This is a genomic window from Bacillus mexicanus (assembly GCF_050445615.1).
GTDB classification, from domain to species: domain Bacteria; phylum Bacillota; class Bacilli; order Bacillales; family Bacillaceae; genus Bacillus; species Bacillus mexicanus.
In genome coordinates, this window is record NZ_JBCEYV010000001.1 from 619293 (window position 1) to 639259 (window position 19967).

At 42.0% G+C, this 19967-nt stretch carries 24 protein-coding genes; 22 read left to right on the forward strand and 2 right to left on the reverse strand.

Features of this window, described 5'->3' with window-relative positions; translation table 11 throughout:
* Window positions 1–5: 5 nt before the first annotated feature.
* From AAGG74_RS03405 to ypeB, 4 genes are all read left to right on the forward strand, one after another.
* Window positions 6–980: a YpdA family putative bacillithiol disulfide reductase gene (locus AAGG74_RS03405; protein ID WP_429674524.1), complete on the forward strand. Its 975-nt coding sequence runs from the start codon at window positions 6–8 to the stop codon at window positions 978–980.
* Window positions 981–1098: 118 nt separating this feature from the next.
* Window positions 1099–1755, forward strand: coding sequence for a glutamic-type intramembrane protease PrsW (gene prsW, locus AAGG74_RS03410; RefSeq protein WP_162102588.1), 657 nt, complete (start codon window positions 1099–1101; stop codon window positions 1753–1755).
* A 147-nt stretch (window positions 1756–1902) separates the two neighbouring features.
* Window positions 1903–2823 carry a spore cortex-lytic enzyme gene (gene sleB / locus AAGG74_RS03415; RefSeq protein WP_162102589.1) on the forward strand — a complete coding sequence of 307 codons (921 nt, stop codon included), beginning with the start codon at window positions 1903–1905 and terminating at the stop codon, window positions 2821–2823.
* A gap of 35 nt (window positions 2824–2858) precedes the next feature.
* Window positions 2859–4211 (forward strand): germination protein YpeB, encoded by a 1353-nt coding sequence (ypeB, locus tag AAGG74_RS03420; RefSeq protein WP_162102590.1) that lies wholly within the window; start codon window positions 2859–2861, stop codon window positions 4209–4211.
* A 377-nt stretch (window positions 4212–4588) separates the two neighbouring features.
* Here the strand turns inward: ypeB and AAGG74_RS03425 are convergent, their stop codons facing one another.
* Window positions 4589–4750 carry a hypothetical protein gene (locus AAGG74_RS03425; RefSeq protein WP_429674526.1) on the reverse strand — a complete coding sequence of 54 codons (162 nt, stop codon included), beginning with the start codon at window positions 4748–4750 and terminating at the stop codon, window positions 4589–4591.
* 40 nt (window positions 4751–4790) lie between these two features.
* Here AAGG74_RS03425 and AAGG74_RS03430 point away from each other — a divergent pair, with 40 nt between their 5' ends.
* From AAGG74_RS03430 to fni, 4 genes are all read left to right on the forward strand, one after another.
* Window positions 4791–4967 (forward strand): YpfB family protein, encoded by a 177-nt coding sequence (locus tag AAGG74_RS03430; RefSeq protein WP_429674527.1) that lies wholly within the window; start codon window positions 4791–4793, stop codon window positions 4965–4967.
* Window positions 4968–5044: 77 nt separating this feature from the next.
* On the forward strand, window positions 5045–5719 hold the full coding sequence (gene cmk, locus AAGG74_RS03435) for a (d)CMP kinase (protein WP_162102593.1): 675 nt from the start codon (window positions 5045–5047) through the stop codon (window positions 5717–5719).
* A 234-nt stretch (window positions 5720–5953) separates the two neighbouring features.
* Complete coding sequence (rpsA, locus tag AAGG74_RS03440) at window positions 5954–7102, forward strand: 30S ribosomal protein S1 (protein ID WP_162102594.1); 1149 nt, start codon at window positions 5954–5956, stop codon at window positions 7100–7102.
* A 12-nt stretch (window positions 7103–7114) separates the two neighbouring features.
* Window positions 7115–8164 (forward strand): type 2 isopentenyl-diphosphate Delta-isomerase, encoded by a 1050-nt coding sequence (fni, locus tag AAGG74_RS03445; RefSeq protein ID WP_429674529.1) that lies wholly within the window; start codon window positions 7115–7117, stop codon window positions 8162–8164.
* A 42-nt stretch (window positions 8165–8206) separates the two neighbouring features.
* Here fni and AAGG74_RS03450 read toward each other — a convergent pair whose 3' ends face one another.
* The gene (locus AAGG74_RS03450; protein WP_162102596.1) at window positions 8207–8338 is read right to left on the reverse strand and encodes a YpzI family protein; all 132 of its coding nucleotides are present in this window, start codon (window positions 8336–8338) and stop codon (window positions 8207–8209) included.
* A gap of 77 nt (window positions 8339–8415) precedes the next feature.
* Between AAGG74_RS03450 and AAGG74_RS03455 the strand changes: the two genes are divergently transcribed.
* The 14 genes from AAGG74_RS03455 (at window position 8416) to hepT (ending at window position 19853) form a co-directional block, all read left to right on the forward strand.
* Window positions 8416–9015 (forward strand): YphA family membrane protein, encoded by a 600-nt coding sequence (locus tag AAGG74_RS03455; RefSeq protein ID WP_429674531.1) that lies wholly within the window; start codon window positions 8416–8418, stop codon window positions 9013–9015.
* Window positions 9012–9905, forward strand: a complete 894-nt coding sequence (locus tag AAGG74_RS03460; protein ID WP_429674532.1) for a YIEGIA family protein — start codon at window positions 9012–9014, stop codon at window positions 9903–9905. The genes AAGG74_RS03455 and AAGG74_RS03460 overlap by 4 nt, the downstream gene beginning before the upstream one ends.
* Entirely contained in the window at window positions 9902–10096 is a 195-nt protein-coding gene (locus AAGG74_RS03465; RefSeq protein WP_162102599.1) for a capping complex subunit for YIEGIA, read from the forward strand. The genes AAGG74_RS03460 and AAGG74_RS03465 overlap by 4 nt, the downstream gene beginning before the upstream one ends.
* 153 nt (window positions 10097–10249) lie before the next feature.
* Window positions 10250–11560, forward strand: coding sequence for a ribosome biogenesis GTPase Der (der, locus tag AAGG74_RS03470; protein ID WP_162102600.1), 1311 nt, complete (start codon window positions 10250–10252; stop codon window positions 11558–11560).
* A 17-nt stretch (window positions 11561–11577) separates the two neighbouring features.
* Window positions 11578–12615: an NAD(P)H-dependent glycerol-3-phosphate dehydrogenase gene (locus AAGG74_RS03475; protein ID WP_429674533.1), complete on the forward strand. Its 1038-nt coding sequence runs from the start codon at window positions 11578–11580 to the stop codon at window positions 12613–12615.
* Between the two features lie 344 nt (window positions 12616–12959).
* Complete coding sequence (locus AAGG74_RS03480; RefSeq protein WP_429674534.1) at window positions 12960–13163, forward strand: DUF2768 domain-containing protein; 204 nt, start codon at window positions 12960–12962, stop codon at window positions 13161–13163.
* A gap of 21 nt (window positions 13164–13184) precedes the next feature.
* On the forward strand, window positions 13185–13913 hold the full coding sequence (locus tag AAGG74_RS03485) for a hypothetical protein (RefSeq protein ID WP_429674535.1): 729 nt from the start codon (window positions 13185–13187) through the stop codon (window positions 13911–13913).
* 188 nt (window positions 13914–14101) lie between these two features.
* On the forward strand, window positions 14102–15580 hold the full coding sequence (gene spoIVA / locus AAGG74_RS03490) for a stage IV sporulation protein A (RefSeq protein WP_162102604.1): 1479 nt from the start codon (window positions 14102–14104) through the stop codon (window positions 15578–15580).
* A gap of 372 nt (window positions 15581–15952) precedes the next feature.
* Entirely contained in the window at window positions 15953–16231 is a 279-nt protein-coding gene (hbs, locus tag AAGG74_RS03495) for a non-specific DNA-binding protein Hbs (protein ID WP_003153447.1), read from the forward strand.
* Between the two features lie 186 nt (window positions 16232–16417).
* Complete coding sequence (folE, locus tag AAGG74_RS03500) at window positions 16418–16990, forward strand: GTP cyclohydrolase I FolE (RefSeq protein WP_162102605.1); 573 nt, start codon at window positions 16418–16420, stop codon at window positions 16988–16990.
* Window positions 16991–17011: 21 nt separating this feature from the next.
* Window positions 17012–17239, forward strand: coding sequence for a trp RNA-binding attenuation protein MtrB (gene mtrB / locus AAGG74_RS03505; protein WP_162102606.1), 228 nt, complete (start codon window positions 17012–17014; stop codon window positions 17237–17239).
* A gap of 163 nt (window positions 17240–17402) precedes the next feature.
* Window positions 17403–18158 (forward strand): heptaprenyl diphosphate synthase component 1, encoded by a 756-nt coding sequence (hepS, locus tag AAGG74_RS03510; RefSeq protein WP_162102607.1) that lies wholly within the window; start codon window positions 17403–17405, stop codon window positions 18156–18158.
* A gap of 5 nt (window positions 18159–18163) precedes the next feature.
* Window positions 18164–18865 (forward strand): demethylmenaquinone methyltransferase, encoded by a 702-nt coding sequence (gene menG / locus AAGG74_RS03515; RefSeq protein ID WP_162102608.1) that lies wholly within the window; start codon window positions 18164–18166, stop codon window positions 18863–18865.
* A gap of 25 nt (window positions 18866–18890) precedes the next feature.
* The gene (gene hepT / locus AAGG74_RS03520) at window positions 18891–19853 is read left to right on the forward strand and encodes a heptaprenyl diphosphate synthase component II (protein ID WP_429675233.1); all 963 of its coding nucleotides are present in this window, start codon (window positions 18891–18893) and stop codon (window positions 19851–19853) included.
* The last annotated feature ends 114 nt before the right edge of the window (window positions 19854–19967 follow it).

The following is a 19967-nucleotide window of genomic DNA, read 5'->3' on the forward strand; positions in this document are numbered from 1 at the left end:
CGGAAATGATTCAAGAAAAAGCAATAATTATAGGCGGAGGACCTTGCGGATTATCTGCTGCCATTCACCTAAAACAAATTGGCATTGATGCCCTCGTTATCGAAAAAGGAAATGTCGTTAACAGTATTTACAATTATCCGACACATCAAACCTTTTTCAGCTCAAGTGAAAAGCTTGAAATTGGGGATGTAGCGTTTATTACGGAAAATAGAAAACCTGTAAGAATTCAGGCTTTGTCGTATTACCGGGAAGTTGTCAAACGAAAAGACATCCGTGTAAATGCGTTTGAAATGGTGCGGAAAGTGACGAAAGCGGAAAACGATACATTCGTAATCGAGACGTCAAAAGAAACTTACTCGACGCCATATTGTATTATTGCCACAGGTTACTATGATCAGCCTAACTATATGAACATACCCGGTGAGGAATTGCCAAAAGTATTCCATTATTTTAAAGAAGGCCACCCATACTTTGATAAAGATGTTGTCGTCATCGGCGGGAAAAATTCAAGTGTAGACGCTGCCCTTGAACTCGTAAAATCAGGAGCGCGTGTCACTGTTTTATACAGGGGCAAGGAATATTCGCAAAGCATTAAGCCGTGGATTCTGCCTGAATTTGAATCACTCGTCAGAAACGGTACAATCCGTATGGAATTTGGAGCTTGTGTCGAAGAAATCACAGAAGATGAAGTTGTTTTCCGAACAGGGGAGAACGAAGTCACCGCCATTAAAAATGATTTTGTATTTGCTATGACGGGCTATCATCCCGACCATCAATTTCTTGCAAAAATAGGAGTTGAAATTGATCGAGAAACCGGCCGCCCGTTTTTCAATGAAGAAACGATGGAAACGAATGTTAAAGGCATTTTTATTGCCGGAGTCATTGCTGCTGGGAACGATGCGAATGAAATATTTATCGAAAACGGCAGATTTCACGGAGGACATATCGCAGCAGAAATCGCTAAAAGAGAACATCATTAAAGAAAGAGAGCATATGATGAATTCATATGTTCTTTTTGTTTTTTGGTTTCAGACAGATGTAAAATCATACATAACATGGTAGGATAGACTTAGGAATATAAAGGAAAGAGGTTGCCTGATGTTTGCAATCATCTCTGCAGGAATTGCTCCCGGCATCGCGCTGTTAAGTTATTTTTATTTAAAAGATCAGTATGATAATGAACCTGTACATATGGTGCTTCGGTCGTTTTTTCTAGGGGTTGTTCTTGTATTTCCCATAATGTTTATCCAGTATGTGCTTGAAAAAGAAAATGTGGGGAGCGGAAGCTTTTTCGTTTCTTTTTTATCTTCCGGGTTTTTGGAGGAGTCACTGAAATGGTTTATACTGATGGTCAGTGTCTACCCGCATGCCCACTTTGATGAGCATTATGACGGGATTGTGTACGGGGCGAGTGTATCGCTCGGATTTGCAACACTCGAAAATATACTTTATTTAATTGGCCACGGTGTAGAGCATGCCTTTGTGAGGGCGCTTCTGCCTGTTTCATGTCATGCTTTAATAGGTGTGATTATGGGATTTTATCTTGGGAAAGCCCGTTTTTCCGCTGATAAGGCACGAGTGAAGTGGCTGATTCTTTCTTTAGCCGTCCCGTCCCTTTTACATGGATCCTATGATTTTATCCTGACAGCACTGAGTAATTGGATTTATTATATATTTCCATTTATGTTATTTTTGTGGTGGTTTGGTTTGCGAAAAGCAAAAAAAGCCCGTACCGTCAATATGATGCAAGTATAGCCGCACAAAAACTGTGCGGCTTTTTTGTTTACCATTGATCAAAGAGATTTTAAGTTCGGAGGGATAACAAGGAAAGAGTGTATAAAAATAACCTTGTGACAGAAAATACGATTACACTTAAAATTTTGCTGTAGGAGGCTTGAAAAGATGAAGTCCAAAGGATCGATTATGGCATGTCTCATTCTTTTTTCCTTTACATTAATGATGTTTATCAATACTGAGTCCGTCTCTGCCTTTTCGAATCAGGTCATTCAAAGAGGGGCAACGGGGGACGATGTGATCGAACTTCAGGCGCGTCTTCAGTATAACGGTTACTATAATGGAAAAATAGATGGGGTTTATGGATGGGGAACGTACTGGGCAGTTCGTAACTTTCAAGATCAATTCGGGTTAAAAGAGATCGACGGCCTTGTAGGAGCTAAAACAAAGCAGACCTTAACATCTACATCTAAATACTATCGTGAATATGTTACGCAGCAGCTTCAAAAAGGAAATACATTCACGCATTACGGGAAAATTCCGCTGAAAAACCAGACGAAACCGTCAAAAACAGCAACACAAAAAGCAAGGCAGCAAGCAGAAGCGAGGCAGAAACAGCCTGCGGAAAAAATAACACAGCAGCCTAAAGCGAATCAACAGCAAAACAAGCAAAACAATACACCTGCAAAGGCAAAAAAACAGGACGCGGTCGCTGCTAACATGCCTGGCGGATTTTCCAACAATGATATTCAGCTGCTTTCCCAGACAGTCTATGGGGAAGCCCGAGGAGAACCGTATGAAGGGCAGGTTGCCATCGCAGCAGTTATTTTGAACCGTTTGAACAGTCCGCTATTTCCTAATTCAGTAGCAGGCATCATTTTCGAACCGCTCGCCTTTACAGCGGTCGCTGACGGACAAATTTATATGCAGCCGAATGAAACAGCAAAAAAAGCAGTGCTGGATGCCATTAATGGCTGGGATCCGACTGAAGAAGCGCTGTATTACTTTAACCCGGATACAGCGACCAGTGCATGGATTTGGGGGCGTCCGCAGATTAAAAGAATCGGTAAACACATTTTCTGTGAGTAGCAGGACATGAGAAAGCATAAAAAGAGGTGTGATAAATGATCAGAGGAATTTTAATCGCTGTGCTCGGGATTGCAATTGTCGGTACAAGCTACTGGGGATATAAAGAACACCAGGAAAAAGACGCAGTTCTTCTTCATGCTGAAAATAACTATCAGCGGGCTTTTCATGAACTTACCTATCAGGTGGATCAGCTTCATGACAAAATCGGAACAACACTTGCTATGAACAGCAAAAAATCACTATCACCTGCATTGATAGACGTGTGGAGAATTACATCTGAAGCCCATAACAGCGTCAGTCAGCTGCCGCTTACATTAATGCCGTTTAATAAAACGGAAGAGCTGTTATCAAAGATCGGGGATTTCAGTTATAAAACATCTGTCAGAGATTTGGATCAAAAGCCGCTTGATAAAAATGAGTATACATCTCTAAATAAGCTATATCAGCAGTCCGAAGATATACAAAATGAACTTCGGCATGTCCAGCACCTTGTCATGAGCAAAAATCTTCGCTGGATGGACGTAGAGATGGCGCTGGCATCTGATAAAAAACAAAGTGATAATACGATTATCAACAGTTTTAAAGCTGTCGAAAAAAATGTGGGTGCATTCTCTACAGGAACAGATCTTGGGCCAAGCTTCACCAGCACAAAAAAAGAAGAGAAAGGCTTCGGCCATCTGAAGGGAAGACAGATTTCCGTACAGGAAGCAAAACAAATTGCTGAGCGTTTTGCACCGGATGACAATTATTCCATTAAAGTAGTCAAGAGCGGAAAAAAAACAAATCGCGACGTGTATAGCATCAGCATGAAAGATCCAGACCATAATGCGGCGATTTATATGGACATTACGAAAAAGGGCGGGCATCCAGTTTATTTGATTCAAAACAGAGAAGTGAAACAACAGAAAATCAGTTTGAATGACGGATCGAACCGTGCACTCGCCTTTTTAAAGAAAAATGGATATGAAACAGATGACTTGGAAATTGATGAAAGTGCTCAATACGATAAAGTTGGTGTCTTTTCATATGTTCCTATTGAAAATAAAGTCCGGATGTACCCAGAAGCCATTCGTATGAAAGTAGCCTTGGATGACGGCGAGGTTGTCGGATTTTCAGCAAGAGACTTCCTGACCGCCCATAGAACAAGAAATATACCTAAGCCTGCTATAACGGAAGCAGAAGCAAAATCTAAATTAAATAAAAATGTACAAGTGAGAGAAACAAGGCTCGCTTTAATTACAAATGAACTTGGCCAAGAAGTGCTATGCTATGAAATGCTTGGAACAATTGAAAATGACACATTCAGAATGTTTATAAATGCTCAAGACGGATCTGAAGAAAAGGTTGAAAAACTTAAAAATGCAGAACCTATATACAAAGACCTATAAAAAAAGGGGAAAGGACTAAATGTCTTTTCCTTTTTTCATTGCATGTTCTCATAAAAAAGAATGTATTCGATAATAGAGATTGTAGAAAATCTATTTTTAGAATACAGAAAATGAGTAAAAGTTGTTAAGGGCGAACGGTGATGTTACATAACGATATGGAAGTAACGGCAAGAAGGCTTCTTATCGTTTTATAAGCAGCATAAAAGCTAAAGAGAAGGAAAAACTTCAAATGATTTGTCTTAAAGTGCGCCCTGTGAAATGAAACAAATCCAGCGCATGCAAGAACTGGGCGTGCAAATTCAGCCTGCAAATATAGAAGGGTTTCGCACACTCCTCTATCATGTTACTTCAAGTCTTTCTGAAGAAGAGAACATCTATCAAATAGAAACAGAAGCCGTTGTCAGTCGAATCGCTTGACGATCTGAAATCAAGGAAACGCAAAAGACAAAGGAGTCGCAGCCAGTGACACCGGTTCCCGCTCTAATATTGCGTCCTGCGCCGATTAAATAAGAGAGGAAAGGCAAGGATGGAATAAACATTTGCAGACCCTTCCATACTATATGTAATGGAGGTGCTCCGATGAAAACATTTGAACGGCTGCTGATTAAATTATTGTTCATTCAGGTCATTATTTTATTTGGTGTCCAGGTTCTTTTTCACTATGAGCATATTGAGCCTTATGTATCAAAAGTGATTCAATATGAAGGGGTGGATAAAATGGAGGAGAACAATAAGATTGAAACTTTCAAACATTAATATTCATCAATTTTTCACCCTTTTTCCTAAAGTTCGTGATACAATCCATAGAGGAGAAAAGAGCAAGGAGAGGAATTATGGAAAAGAAATTATCGATTGCAATTGACGGCCCGGCAGCTGCGGGGAAAAGCACTGTTGCCAAAATTGTGGCTGAGAAAAAATCGTACATATATATTGATACAGGGGCGATGTATCGGGCGATAACGTACACAGCTTTACAGGAAAACGCTGATCTGACCAATGAAGAAAAAATAGCCGAGCTGTTAAAACAGACGGACATTGAACTGATTACAACAAAAGAGGGACAAAAAGTACTCGTTAATGGCACCGATGTAACTGAGGCGATCAGAACAGATGCAGTCAGCAACCAAGTTTCAATAGCGGCGAAGCATAGAAGCGTCAGAGAAGAAATGGTAAAGCGCCAGCAGCTGCTTGGCGAAAAAGGCGGCGTCGTCATGGATGGGCGTGATATCGGGACTCATGTGCTTCCAAATGCAGAGGTGAAGATTTTTCTGCTCGCATCTGTAGAAGAGAGAGCGAAGCGCCGTTATGAAGAAAATGTGAAAAAAGGCTACAATGTTAACTATGAAACATTAATCGAGGAAATTGCAAGAAGGGACAAGCTTGATTCAGAGCGCGAAGTATCTCCGCTGCGAAAAGCAGAAGATGCTCTTGAAATTGACACGACGTCCCTTTCCATTCAAGAAGTGGCTGATAAGATCCTAGAGGCAGTAGAACAAAAGTCCCGCTGATTATAGGGAATGCAAATTTTTTTGAAATTTTTCAACGAAGAAAGAATGTTATCGCTTGACAAACCTGTCCTTTTATTAGAAGTTAATACTAATAAAACTTTTTATTGATCATTCAAAAAACTTTTTGGGTGATTCTTTAATACATATTCGGCTAAAAAGCGGACATGTTTATAGGTTCAGCTTTTAAACCGTTTTAATTAAGCTGTGTAGGTTTGGACCAAGGAGGTTATTCAAATGACAGAGGAAATGAATCAAATTGATGTTCAAGTGCCAGAGGTTGGAGATGTAGTGAAAGGGATTGTGACAAAGGTAGAGGACAAACATGTGGATGTTGAAATGATCAATGTTAAACAGTCCGGCATTATTCCAATCAGTGAATTATCAAGTCTTCATGTAGAGAAAGCATCGGATGTTGTAAAAGTAGACGACGAGCTTGACCTGAAAGTAACAAAAGTGGAAGACGATGCTTTGATTTTATCTAAACGTGCTGTTGATGCAGACCGCGCTTGGGAAGACCTTGTAAAAAAATTCGAAACAAAAGAAGTGTTTGAAGCGGAAGTGAAAGATGTCGTGAAAGGCGGTCTTGTCGTTGATATCGGCGTTCGCGGGTTTATTCCGGCATCGCTGGTTGAAGCGCATTTCGTTGAAGATTTCACTGACTATAAAGGAAAAACATTGTCTCTGCTCGTTGTAGAGCTTGACCGTGACAAAAACCGTGTGATCCTTTCACACCGTGCTGTTGTTGAAAGTGAGCAAGCAAATAAAAAGCAAGATCTTCTTCAGTCTCTTGAAGTTGGAAGTGTGCTTGATGGTAAAGTACAGCGCCTGACTGATTTTGGCGCATTTGTTGATATCGGCGGTATCGACGGACTTGTACACATCTCACAGCTTTCCCACTCCCATGTAGAGAAGCCGTCCGATGTTGTTGAAGAGGGACAAGAAGTAAAAGTGAAAGTATTATCGGTAGACCGTGATAATGAACGTATTTCTTTATCTATTAAAGATACTCTTCCGGGACCATGGAGCCAAATCGGCGAGAAAGTGAAACCTGGTGATGTGCTTGAAGGAACTGTACAGCGCCTTGTCAGCTTCGGTGCCTTTGTTGAAATCCTTCCGGGCGTTGAAGGTCTTGTTCATATTTCTCAAATTTCCAATAAACACATCGGCACACCGCATGAAGTCCTTGAAGAAGGACAGACTGTAAAAGTGAAGGTTCTTGATGTGAATGAAAATGAGGAGCGCATTTCATTAAGCATGCGTGAACTAGAAGAATCGCCTAAAGCTGATCAAGAGGATTACCGTCAATATCAAGCGAAGGAAGAAACAAGCACTGGCTTCCAGCTTGGAGATCTGATCGGAGATAAGCTGAATAAACTAAAATAATTGGTGATAAATGTGACTCGAGCAGAACGGAAAAGACAACACATCAACCATGCCCTGTCCACCGGCCAAAAGCGGGAAACAGGTCTTAATGATATTGCGTTTGTTCATGTCAGTCTGCCCGATCTTGCATTAGAACAAGTTGATATTTCCACAAAAATCGGCGAACTTTCAAGCAGTTCGCCGATTTTTATCAATGCAATGACTGGCGGCGGCGGACAACTTACATATGAAATAAATCAATCTCTTGCACGAACTGCACGTCAAACTGGAATACCGCTTGCTGTCGGATCGCAAATGTCAGCATTAAGGGATCCTTCAGAGCGTGCTTCTTATGAAATCGTTCGAAAGGAAAACCCAAACGGACTCATTTTTTCCAATTTGGGAAGTGAGGTAACAGCTGATCAGGCGAAGGAAGCAGTTGAAATGATCGAAGCGGATGCCCTGCAGATTCACTTGAATGTCATTCAAGAAATTGTAATGCCTGAAGGAGACAGAAGCTTTAGCGGCGCTTTGGACCGAATTGAGCAAATTTGCAGTCAGGTCAGGGTGCCAGTCATCGTGAAAGAAGTCGGCTTTGGGATGAGCAAAGAATCGGCAGGAAAGCTGTATGAAGCTGGTGCTGCAGCTGTTGATATTGGCGGCTACGGAGGTACAAATTTTTCGAAAATTGAAAATCTCCGAAGACAGCGGCAAATCACTTTTTTTAATTCATGGGGCATTTCAACAGCGGCAAGTTTAGCGGAAATCCGCTCCGTTTTTCCCGCAAACACAATGATTGCCTCCGGCGGCCTTCAGGATGCGCTTGATGTCGCAAAGGCTATTGCGCTTGGAGCCTCTTGCACCGGAATGGCAGGGCACTTTTTGAAAACGCTGACTGACTGCGGTGAGGAAGGGCTGCTTGAGGAGATTCAGCTGATCCTTGAGGAATTAAAGATGATTATGACTGTACTGGGCGTCAGAACGATTGCTGATTTGCAAAAGGCGCCATTGGTAATCAAAGGTGAAACCCATCACTGGCTTACAGAGAGAGGGATCAATACATCCTGCTACAGTGTGAGATAAATGAGAAAGGCCCAAAACCTAATGAGTTTTGGGCTTTTTGTGTTATGATTTTCGCTTTTTAAATCTGCCGTTTTGCTCAAGAGCTGTGGCTCCGTCATAGTGAATGGAATGGTCGCGATCTGATTCGACTCTTCCTGAAGCTTTCAGTTTTTTCTCTTGTCTGTCTTTTCCCATGATCATACTCCTTATTCTGTGATGGATTGTTTAAAACATGCGATTTTGCTCCATACTGGGGGTATGGAGGATGCAAGATGGAACAATTTTATTACTATTGGTCAATGTGGTTTTTGTGGGTGCTGACAACCTTTATTTTTGAAAAGACGAAGAAACGGTATGCCGTCTCTGTCTTTATTTTGACTAATATGATTCTAAGCATACATGACTTTACTTTATATTTTCCCCTGAATGCTGCATATCTGATGTTTTTCGTCTGCGGATGCGTTTATGCCGGGTATTTGAGAATGTACCGTATTCGATATCTCATGGCCTGTTTGACGCTTGTTAGTGGGTATGCGTTTGTCTATCTTTTTGCATTATATGATCCGGTTTGGTTTATCATAAAACCTGAGTGGACTGCCGTTATCTTACTTGTGCTTTTAACAGCTTCGGTTGAAAGGACTTTCGAGAAGCAGCTTGCCTTATTTGTCTTAGGAATGTGCCAAGGCGAACTTGTGTATTCATTTGTGATTCAAAAGCTGGCCGGGGTTTTGGCCGTAGGCGGCTTTCAATGGCTGAATGCTTGTTCAGCGGGCATGATATTGCTGTTTGGCATATCTAAATATGAACAGCTTGCAAGTCAGGTTAGTCAAAAAAGCAAAAGATCAAACAAAGGAGCTACCAAAATGTCATGAGTGATTATATCTATCCGATTATTGCCGGGGTCATTGCCGGAGTTGCGACAAGGCTTTATATGCTGAAAACGGATTACCGCCAGTATCCGACCTATGTCCATGGAAAAGTCATTCATATCGCATTAGGGCTGATAGCGGCTGGTTTAGGGGCCATTATTATGCCGGCGCTTTTGCAGGAGGAATTTACGGCCATTACATTTTTAACATTGGCAGCAACGCAATTTAGAGATGTCCGAAATATGGAGCGGAATACGCTGACGCAAATGGATTCGTATGAACTTGTGTCAAGGGGAAGCACATATATTGAAGGAATTGCCATTGCGTTTGAAAGCAGAAATTATATTGTGATCTTTACAGCACTTTTGACCACCTCTGCTTATTTGTTTTTGTCGATTTGGGCTGCGGTCATAACGGCTTTTGTTTGTTTTTTGCTGGCGATGAAATTTATGTCGGGCAGTGTGTTGAAGGATATTGTAGACATCAAGTACATAGAGCCTCATTTTGATGGTCCGGGCTTGTTTATTGATAATATCTACATGATGAATATCGGGCTTTCGGAGAAACAGGAGTTGATTTTAAAGAATGGCATGGGATTTATTTTAACGCCAAAAAACTTTAATTCTGCAGCGACAATTGCCAACCTGGGGCAGCGCCAGGCCATTTTATTTGATGTTTCCAATGTGCTCGGTGTTTATCGTGACTCAGGCGAGCCGTCTCTGACACCGATTGCAAAACGGGATTTAAATGATGGAAGAGTGGCGGTCTTTGTGCTGCCGCAAATTCACCATCCCGACACGGCTGTTCAGATCATCAGTAATGTCCCCACCTTGGAAAACGCGATCAGAATGCCGGCGGAATTTATCAAAAATCAGGATAAGGTGATAGGATGAGTGAATCCCTCTCGAATGTCATTTTGTCTGTGATCACAACGAACCGCAATCGGGCTGCAGGAGGAGCGCCTGTCTTTTTCTGCAATGACCATAAGGAGATGGAGCTTTTCGCTAAAAATCTTGAGGCGATCCTAGATGGAATAGCGCACAGAATTGGTGATGATGTGTATTTGATCGTGAAACATTTTTAAGAATAGTTGTGATCCCAGTAAAAACTGATATAATAAATGAGTTAAGCCCTTCCTCTGAAGGGTTTCTTTTCATAAAAGTGAATGAAATGATTTTAATAACCGGTTGAAAATTTATGTAAAAATGAAAGCGGCTGGATCGAAAGGAAGGGTACTATGGGTAAACCTGTCGTAGCCATTGTCGGGAGACCAAATGTAGGAAAATCCACAATCTTTAACCGGATTGCGGGAGAAAGAATTTCAATAGTAGAAGATACCCCTGGTGTGACAAGGGATCGGATATACAGCTCGGCTGAATGGCTGAATTATGATTTTAATTTGATTGATACTGGCGGTATTGATATCGGTGATGAGCCATTCTTAGCGCAAATTCGCCAGCAGGCTGAAATCGCCATGGATGAAGCTGATGTCATTATCTTTATGGTGAACGGCCGTGAAGGTGTGACAGCTGCTGATGAAGAAGTAGCGAAAATTTTGTACCGCACGAAAAAGCCTGTTGTGTTAGCAGTTAATAAACTGGATAACACAGAAATGAGAGCGAATATTTATGATTTTTATTCGCTTGGCTTTGGCGAACCATATCCAATTTCGGGTACACACGGACTCGGATTAGGAGATTTACTTGATGCCGCTGCAGAGCATTTTAAAAACATTCCTGAAACAAAATACGATGAAGAAGTGATTCAATTTTGCCTGATCGGGCGCCCGAATGTTGGGAAATCTTCACTTGTTAATGCGATGCTTGGCGAAGAGCGTGTCATTGTGAGCAACGTGGCGGGAACAACAAGAGACGCTGTTGATACGGAATTTACGTACAACCAGCAGGAATTTGTCATTGTTGATACTGCCGGTATGCGAAAAAAAGGGAAAGTCTATGAAACGACTGAAAAGTACAGTGTGCTGCGGGCGCTGAAAGCTATCGACCGCTCAGACGTTGTTGCGGTTGTGCTGGATGGCGAAGAAGGCATTATTGAACAGGACAAGCGTATCGCCGGTTATGCACACGAAGCGGGCAAGGCCGTTGTAATCGTCGTAAACAAATGGGACGCTGTTGATAAAGATGAAAGCACGATGAAAGAATTTGAAGAAAATATCCGTGACCATTTTCAATTTCTTGATTATGCTCCGATTCTATTTATGTCAGCCTTAACAACAAAACGGATTCATACGCTGATGCCTGCGATTATCAAGGCAAGCGAAAATCATTCACTTCGAGTTCAAACAAATGTCTTAAATGATGTCATCATGGATGCTGTGGCAATGAATCCGACGCCGACTCATAATGGCTCTCGCTTGAAGATTTATTATGCAACTCAAGTTTCAGTGAAGCCGCCGAGTTTCGTTGTGTTTGTAAACGATCCGGAATTGATGCATTTTTCATACGAACGCTTTTTAGAAAATCGAATCAGAGATGCGTTTGGTTTTGAGGGGACACCAATTAAAATATTTGCAAGAGCTAGAAAATAAAAAGGTGTGAAGCAAATATGAAAAAAGTCACTATGCTCGGAGCGGGAAGCTGGGGGACAGCATTGGCTTTAGTGTTAGCTGATAATCATCACGATGTAACCATGTGGGGGCACCGTGCAGATCTAATTCATCAAATCAATGACAAGCATGAAAATAAGGATTATTTGCCGAACGTTAAGCTTCCTGAAACAATTGAGGCCACAACGGATATCGGGAAAGCTGTTTCGGACGCAGATTTCATTATCGTGGCGGTCCCGACAAAAGCAATTCGGGAAGTGCTGAGGCAGGCTGTGCCTTTTATAACGAAAAAGACAGTTTTTGTTCATGTCAGCAAGGGCATAGAGCCGGATTCGCTTTTGCGGATTTCTGAGATTATCGAAAGCGAGCTCCCGGCTGATATCAACAAAGATGTTGTTGTCCTTTCGGGACCGAGCCATGCGGAAGAAGTGGGGCTGCGGCACCCGACGACCGTTACTTCTTCTTCAAAGAGCATGCGGGCAGCGGAAGAGGTGCAGGATTTATTTATTAACCATAATTTCCGGGTGTACACAAACCCTGACATTATCGGTGTTGAAATCGGAGGGGCTTTAAAAAATATCATTGCCCTTGCCGCAGGAATCACAGACGGTTTAGGCTATGGTGACAATGCCAAAGCTGCACTGATTACACGCGGACTTGCCGAAATTGCGCGACTCGGAACGAAAATGGGCGGAAATCCGCTGACATTTTCTGGATTGACGGGTGTGGGCGATTTGATTGTGACGTGCACGAGTGTACATTCCAGAAACTGGCGTGCCGGCAATCTGCTCGGAAAAGGATATAAGCTTGAAGCCGTTCTGGAAGAGATGGGGATGGTGGTCGAAGGAGTCCGTACAACAAAAGCGGCTTACCAGCTTTCGAAAAAATATGATGTGAAAATGCCGATTACAGAGGCACTTCATCAAGTTCTATTTACCGGACAAAAAGTGGAAACAGCTGTTGAATCTTTAATGGCGAGAGGGAAAACCCACGAGATGGAGGATCTTGTCAATACGTTTGAAAATCAAGTGAAGTAAAAGTGTCAATCATATAAAAAAACGCATATCTTAATTGAACGAAAGCCCGAAAAAACAGAAGAACACCCAAGTCTAGGGAGCTCCTGAAACATTTTGCCGATTTAGGCAATAGAGGATGCATCTGTATGGCAAGTCGCATACTATAGCATCGAAGTCCAAGAGAGTGTTTCTTAAACGTGCAGGTGTATATAGTCAAGTTGGCTGAAGCGAAGGCCCCCCTCTTTGCTTCAGTTTTTTTGTTCTATCAAAGGATGGAAAATCTGGTTGATCTTTTCCGGCGCTGTATATTAAAATTTAAATATAACGCTTACACCAACATTATACATATCGGGGAGGCGCACTTATTGAGTCTGGCATTGATGAAAATGTGGTTTGCACTTGGGTCCATGGGTCTGATGTTTTTGGCTGTGGTTTCCATCTATTTGAGCCGATTTAAGTTTCAAAACCGTTTTTTGAAGATTGCGGTTTCATCGTTCGCTTACATGTGTATGCTCATATCTGGAATCATTGTATTTGTCGTGGTATTCAGCGGTCCTGTCAATGAATAAAGCTGTAAAAGGAAGTGCTGTATGGGTAAACTGAAGTGCGCTATGATTGTTGCGGCAGTCGTGTTTTTATCAGGCTGTTTATATCCAAATGAGCGGAAAAGCAGTGTGCATGCCGTTCCTTATCAGGACCAGTTAAAGCAGGTTCAGTCTGCTGTTGATGAATTTCAAAAGGCAAATAAAGGGCTGCTTCCCATTCAAACAAAAGATATGTCAACACCGCTATATCAAAAGTATCCGATAGACTTCAACCGCTTAGCACCGAGATATATGGCCGAACCCCCGAGCACCGCATATGAAAGCGGGGGAGACTATCAATACGTGCTTGTTGACGTAGAGAACAATCCGACTGTTAAATTAATCGATCTAAAGATGGCTGAAACAATCCGTGACGTAAAGTTGCGTGTTCAAATGTATCGCCAGAAGCATCGATATCCGCCCTACAAGGATGTGTTATCGCGTGATTTATTTACACTTGATGAAAAAAAGCTGGGAGATGGAAGCTCTCTTACAGTGGCAAGCCCAATCTCAGGACATTCTTTGCCGCTTATGATTAGCGGAGACGGAGAAATATATGCCGATTACCGGACTGAGCTGGCTTCTTGCCTCAAAAAAAGCAAAAAAACATTTAAACCCGGGGCTGAAATCCAGGATATGATTTGGCAAGAAACACCCTTTGTCCCTGTATTTTCTGTGAAATATACGGTAAATGACAAACAGGAACCTGTTTTTTTAGAAAATGATATAAAATAGGAATGAACCTTTCTCCCGTGCATACAAATAGGGAGAAAGGTTTTTTTATACTTTAATAGATTGAGGATGGGAAATTTTCTAAAGATGTCATATTGAAATAGGACAACGTCATACACATATAGTGTCCTGTGTTTGAGTGAAAGAGCTTAATAAAATTGAGAAGGATAGGAAGTCCGGGAGGGGATCACTTGGAAAAGGTCGATATTTTCAAGGATATCGCTGAACGAACAGGAGGCGATATATACTTAGGAGTCGTAGGTGCTGTCCGTACAGGGAAATCCACGTTCATTAAAAAATTTATGGAGCTTGTGGTGCTCCCGAATATCAGTAACGAAGCAGACCGGGCCCGCGCGCAGGATGAACTGCCGCAGAGCGCGGCCGGCAAAACGATTATGACTACAGAGCCTAAATTTGTTCCGAATCAGGCGATGTCTGTTCATGTGTCAGACGGACTCGATGTCAATATAAGATTAGTAGATTGTGTAGGGTACACAGTGCCCGGCGCAAAAGGATATGAAGATGAAAACGGGCCGCGGATGATCAACACGCCTTGGTACGAAGAACCGATCCCATTTCATGAGGCTGCTGAAATCGGCACACGAAAAGTCATTCAAGAACATTCGACCATCGGAGTTGTCATTACGACTGACGGCACCATTGGAGATATTCCGAGGAGTGACTATATAGAGGCTGAAGAAAGAGTCATTGAAGAGCTGAAAGAGGTAGGCAAACCTTTTATTATGGTTATCAACTCAGTCAGGCCTTATCACCCGGAAACAGAAGCGATGCGCCAAGATTTAAGCGAAAAGTATGATATCCCGGTATTGGCAATGAGCGTGGAAAGCATGCGGGAAACAGATGTGCTGAGTGTGCTCAGAGAGGCTCTGTATGAGTTTCCAGTGCTTGAAGTGAATGTCAACCTTCCAAGCTGGGTAATGGTATTGAAAGAAAACCATTGGCTGCGTGAAAGCTATCAGGAATCCGTAAAGGAAACGGTTAAGGATATTAAGCGTCTCCGGGACGTAGACAGGGTTGTCGGCCAATTCAGCGAGTTTGAGTTTATTGAAAGTGCCGGATTAGCCGGGATTGAACTGGGCCAAGGGGTGGCTGAAATTGATTTGTACGCGCCGGATCATCTATACGATCAAATCCTAAAAGAAGTGGTGGGCGTTGAAATCAGAGGCAGAGACCATCTGCTTGAGCTTATGCAGGACTTTTCTCATGCGAAAACAGAATATGATCAAGTATCCGATGCTTTAAAAATGGTCAAACAGACGGGATACGGCATTGCAGCGCCTGCTTTAACTGATATGAGTCTCGATGAGCCGGAAATTATACGGCAGGGTTCGCGATTCGGTGTAAGGCTGAAAGCTGTCGCTCCGTCAATCCATATGATCAAAGTCGACGTCGAAAGCGAATTCGCGCCGATCATCGGAACGGAAAAACAAAGCGAAGAGCTTGTGCGCTATTTAATGCAGGACTTTGAGGATGATCCGCTATCCATCTGGAACTCAGATATCTTTGGAAGATCACTGAGCTCAATTGTGAGAGAAGGGATCCAGGCAAAGCTGTCGTTAATGCCTGAAAACGCACGGTACAAATTAAAAGAAACATTAGAAAGAATTATAAACGAAGGATCAGGCGGATTAATCGCCATCATCCTGTAATACCGAAGGACCTCTTTATAGAATAGGAGGTCTTTTTTTCTTTGTTCTTATTAATGGAAAAGGAACAAAGAATAGGATGAAAAAAGGAAAAAAAGGAATATTTGTTCGGTAAATCACGTTAAATCCTTGACGAGCAAGGGATTGACGCTTTAAAATGCTTGATATGGCTTTTTATATGTGTTACTCTACATACAGAAATTCTTCACTTTGTTGGACAAACATTCCTCAAAGTGCAGTTTTTCTTAAAAAGCCGTTTAATTGTCTTTCTTGCCTGCTCTGATTTTTTCTGGGACAGGTTTAGAATCAGACTGAACTGTGAAGAAATGATAATAAACGAACTGACTGTATTCCTTTTGGGAGGAGGTGAAAGGCATGAACAAAACAGAACTTATCAATGCGGTTGCAGAAGCAAGCGAATTGTCTAAAAAAGACGCTACAAAAGCAGTTGACTCTGTTTTTGATACGATCTTAGATGCACTTAAAAACGGTGATAAAATTCAACTGATCGGTTTTGGTAACTTTGAGGTGCGTGAACGTTCTGCACGTAAAGGACGCAACCCTCAAACAGGTGAAGAAATCGAAATTCCAGCAAGCAAAGTACCTGCATTCAAACCAGGTAAAGCGCTTAAAGATGCAGTTGCCGGAAAATAATTGTGAATATAGATCGTGTATGCATCTAGCTTACATACACTTTATTTCTTCACAGAAAAGCCCCTTTCTAAGGGGCTTTTCATATTTCAAGAGCATAGGAGTCCTGACAGGCATTCGCTTTGCTTTTAGCGGGGCATGTGTGCTAGAATCGAAATTAAATGTATTCATTGGTGGAGGACATAGAACATGAAAGAAGTTAATAAAGAGCAAATCGAACAAGCTGTTCGTCAAATTTTAGAAGCAATCGGGGAAGATCCGAATAGAGAAGGCCTTCTTGATACGCCGAAAAGAGTCGCAAAGATGTACGCTGAAGTATTCTCCGGCTTAAATGAAGATCCAAAAGAACATTTCCAGACTATCTTCGGTGAAAACCATGAGGAGCTTGTTCTTGTAAAAGATATCGCGTTTCATTCTATGTGTGAGCATCACCTTGTACCCTTTTATGGAAAAGCACACGTTGCATATATACCGCGAGGCGGAAAGGTCACAGGACTCAGCAAACTGGCACGCGCTGTTGAAGCAGTTGCAAAGCGTCCGCAGCTTCAAGAGCGTATCACGTCTACAATTGCGGAAAGCATCGTAGAAACGCTTGATCCGCATGGCGTAATGGTAGTGGTTGAAGCAGAGCACATGTGCATGACAATGCGCGGTGTCAGAAAACCAGGTGCAAAAACTGTCACTTCAGCAGTAAGAGGCATTTTTAAAGATGATGCCGCTGCCCGTTCTGAAGTATTGGAACATATTAAACGCCACGACTAATAAAGATAGAGGGTGCTATAAATGAACGAAAAGCATTCAAGTGATTTTGTCGTCATTAAAGCGGTGGAGGACGGAGTGAATGTGATCGGCCTGACAAGAGGAACAGACACAAAGTTTCATCATTCCGAAAAACTTGATAAGGGAGAAGTAATCATTGCTCAGTTCACAGAGCATACTTCTGCTATTAAAATCAGAGGAGAGGCTCTCATTCAAACCGCATACGGAGAAATGAAAAGCGAAAAAAAATAAGCTGGCTGTCCCCGCTGTTAAATGCAAATGTTCGCAAACAGCGGGAGGATACAGCCAATTTCTTTTTTTTATGCTATAATGATACCTGCGTAAGTGAATGAAAAGATAATACTCATACATAGATTAAGAAATAAATGTGAATTTGGGGACAAGGGTGATATTTTTGCAAGACATCTACGGAACTTTAGCCAATCTGAACACGAAATTAAAACAAAAGCTGTCTCATCCTTATTTAGCGAAGCATATTTCTGCGCCAAAAATTGATGAGGATAAGCTTCTTCTTTTTCATGCTTTATTTGAAGAAGCTGACATAAAAAGCAACGACAGAGAAAATTATATTGTAACAGCGATGCTTGTACAAAGCGCCCTTGATACCCATGATGAAGTGACAACAGCCAGAGTCATAAAACGAGACGAAAACAAAAACCGCCAATTGACTGTTCTGGCAGGTGATTATTTCAGCGGGCTGTATTACTCTTTACTATCTGAAATGAAGGATATCTACATGATTCGGACGCTTGCTACAGCCATCAAAGAGATCAATGAACATAAGATTCGTCTGTATGACCGTTCTTTCAAGGATGAACATGATTTTTTCGAAAGTGTCGGCATCGTTGAGTCAGCATTATTCCACCGGGTATCGGATCATTTCAGCCTTCCGCGCTGGAAAAAGCTGTCGAGTGATTTTTTTGTGTTTAAACGGCTTATGAGCGGAAATGATACATTTCTGGATGTGATCGGCAGTTTTATACAGCTCGGAAAAACAAAAGAAGAGATATTAGAAGAGTGTTTTAAAAAAGCGAAAAACAGCATTGAGTCACTTTTGCCTCTGAATTCACCTATTCAGCACATTTTATTAAACCGTCTGAAGACAATCAGCCAAGATCAAACCTATCATCAGAAAGTGGAAGAAGGGTAAGCCATATGCAGGACTCAAAAGAACAGCGCGTACACGGAGTATTTGAAAAAATATATAAAAACTATGATCAAATGAACTCTGTCATCAGTTTTCAGCAGCATAAAAAATGGCGTAACAAAACGATGCGCATCATGGATGTAAAAGAAGGCGCCAAAGCACTTGATGTCTGCTGCGGAACAGCTGACTGGACGATCGCGCTTGCAGAAGCAGCGGGCAAAAGCGGCGAGATCAAAGGCTTGGATTTCAGTGAAAATATGCTGAGTGTCGGCCAGAAAAAAGTAAAAGACGGCGGATACAGCCAAATTGAACTGCTGCACGGAAATGCGATGGAGCTTCCTTTTGATGATGATACATTTGATTATGTCACGATCGGCTTCGGGCTCCGCAATGTCCCCGACTACTTGACTGTACTGAAAGAGATGAGACGTGTGGTTAAGCCAGGCGGCCTTGTGGTATGTCTGGAAACGTCCCAGCCGGAAATGTTCGGATTCAGACAGGCTTATTTTATATACTTTAAGTATATGATGCCGTTTTTCGGGAAACTGTTTGCCAAGAGCTATAAAGAATATTCCTGGCTTCAAGAATCAGCCAGAGAATTTCCTGGAATGAAGGAATTGGCAGGCCTGTTTGAAGAGGCGGGTCTGAAAAATGTCAAATATCATTCGTTTACTGGCGGAGTCGCTGCCACGCATATCGGATGGAAATGAAAACATAGATGTTTGGGTGAATGATATGAAATTTAAAATGGCCTACTCTTTTTTAAATGACGATATTGATGTGATCGAAAGAGAACTTGAACAAACCGTACGTTCCGATTACCCGCTTTTAAGCGAGGCGGGTCTTCACCTGCTGCAGGCCGGAGGGAAACGTATTCGGCCTGTTTTCGTGCTGCTTTCCGGCATGTTTGGGGATTATGATATTAATAAAATTAAATATGTCGCTGTCACGCTGGAAATGATCCACATGGCATCTTTAGTTCATGATGATGTTATTGATGATGCGGAACTTCGCAGAGGGAAACCGACAATCAAAGCAAAATGGGACAATCGCATTGCAATGTACACAGGCGATTATATGCTGGCGGGATCTCTTGAAATGATGACGAGAATTAATGAACCGAAAGCCCATAGGATTTTGTCACAAACGATTGTTGAAGTCTGTCTTGGGGAAATCGAGCAGATCAAAGACAAATACAACATGGAACAAAATCTCCGAACTTATCTTCGCCGCATCAAAAGAAAAACGGCGCTCCTTATCGCGGTCAGCTGCCAGCTCGGTGCCATTGCGTCCGGAGCCGATGAAAAGATTCATAAAGCTCTGTACTGGTTTGGGTATTACGTCGGCATGTCTTATCAAATCATTGATGATATCCTTGACTTTACTTCAACTGAAGAGGAGCTGGGCAAACCCGTTGGAGGAGATTTGCTTCAAGGGAATGTTACATTGCCAGTGCTGTATGCGTTGAAAAATCCAGCACTGAAAAATCAACTTCAATTGATTAACAGTGAGACAACGCAGGAACAGCTTGAGCCGATCATTGAGGAAATCAAAAAAACGGATGCCATTAAAGCATCTATGGCAGTAAGCGAAATGTATCTGCAAAAAGCTTTCCAAAAACTAAACACGCTTCCGAGAGGGCGTGCACGTTCGTCTCTTGCAGCGATCGCAAAATATATCGGTAAAAGAAAATTTTAATTTTGTAGATATTAAGAAATTTCTCCACCCCCAATTGATTAATGATCAGAAAGATGTTACGATTTCGGTGTGCAATGTGAAAGCCTATACATACATAATGATGGGGTGGAGAAT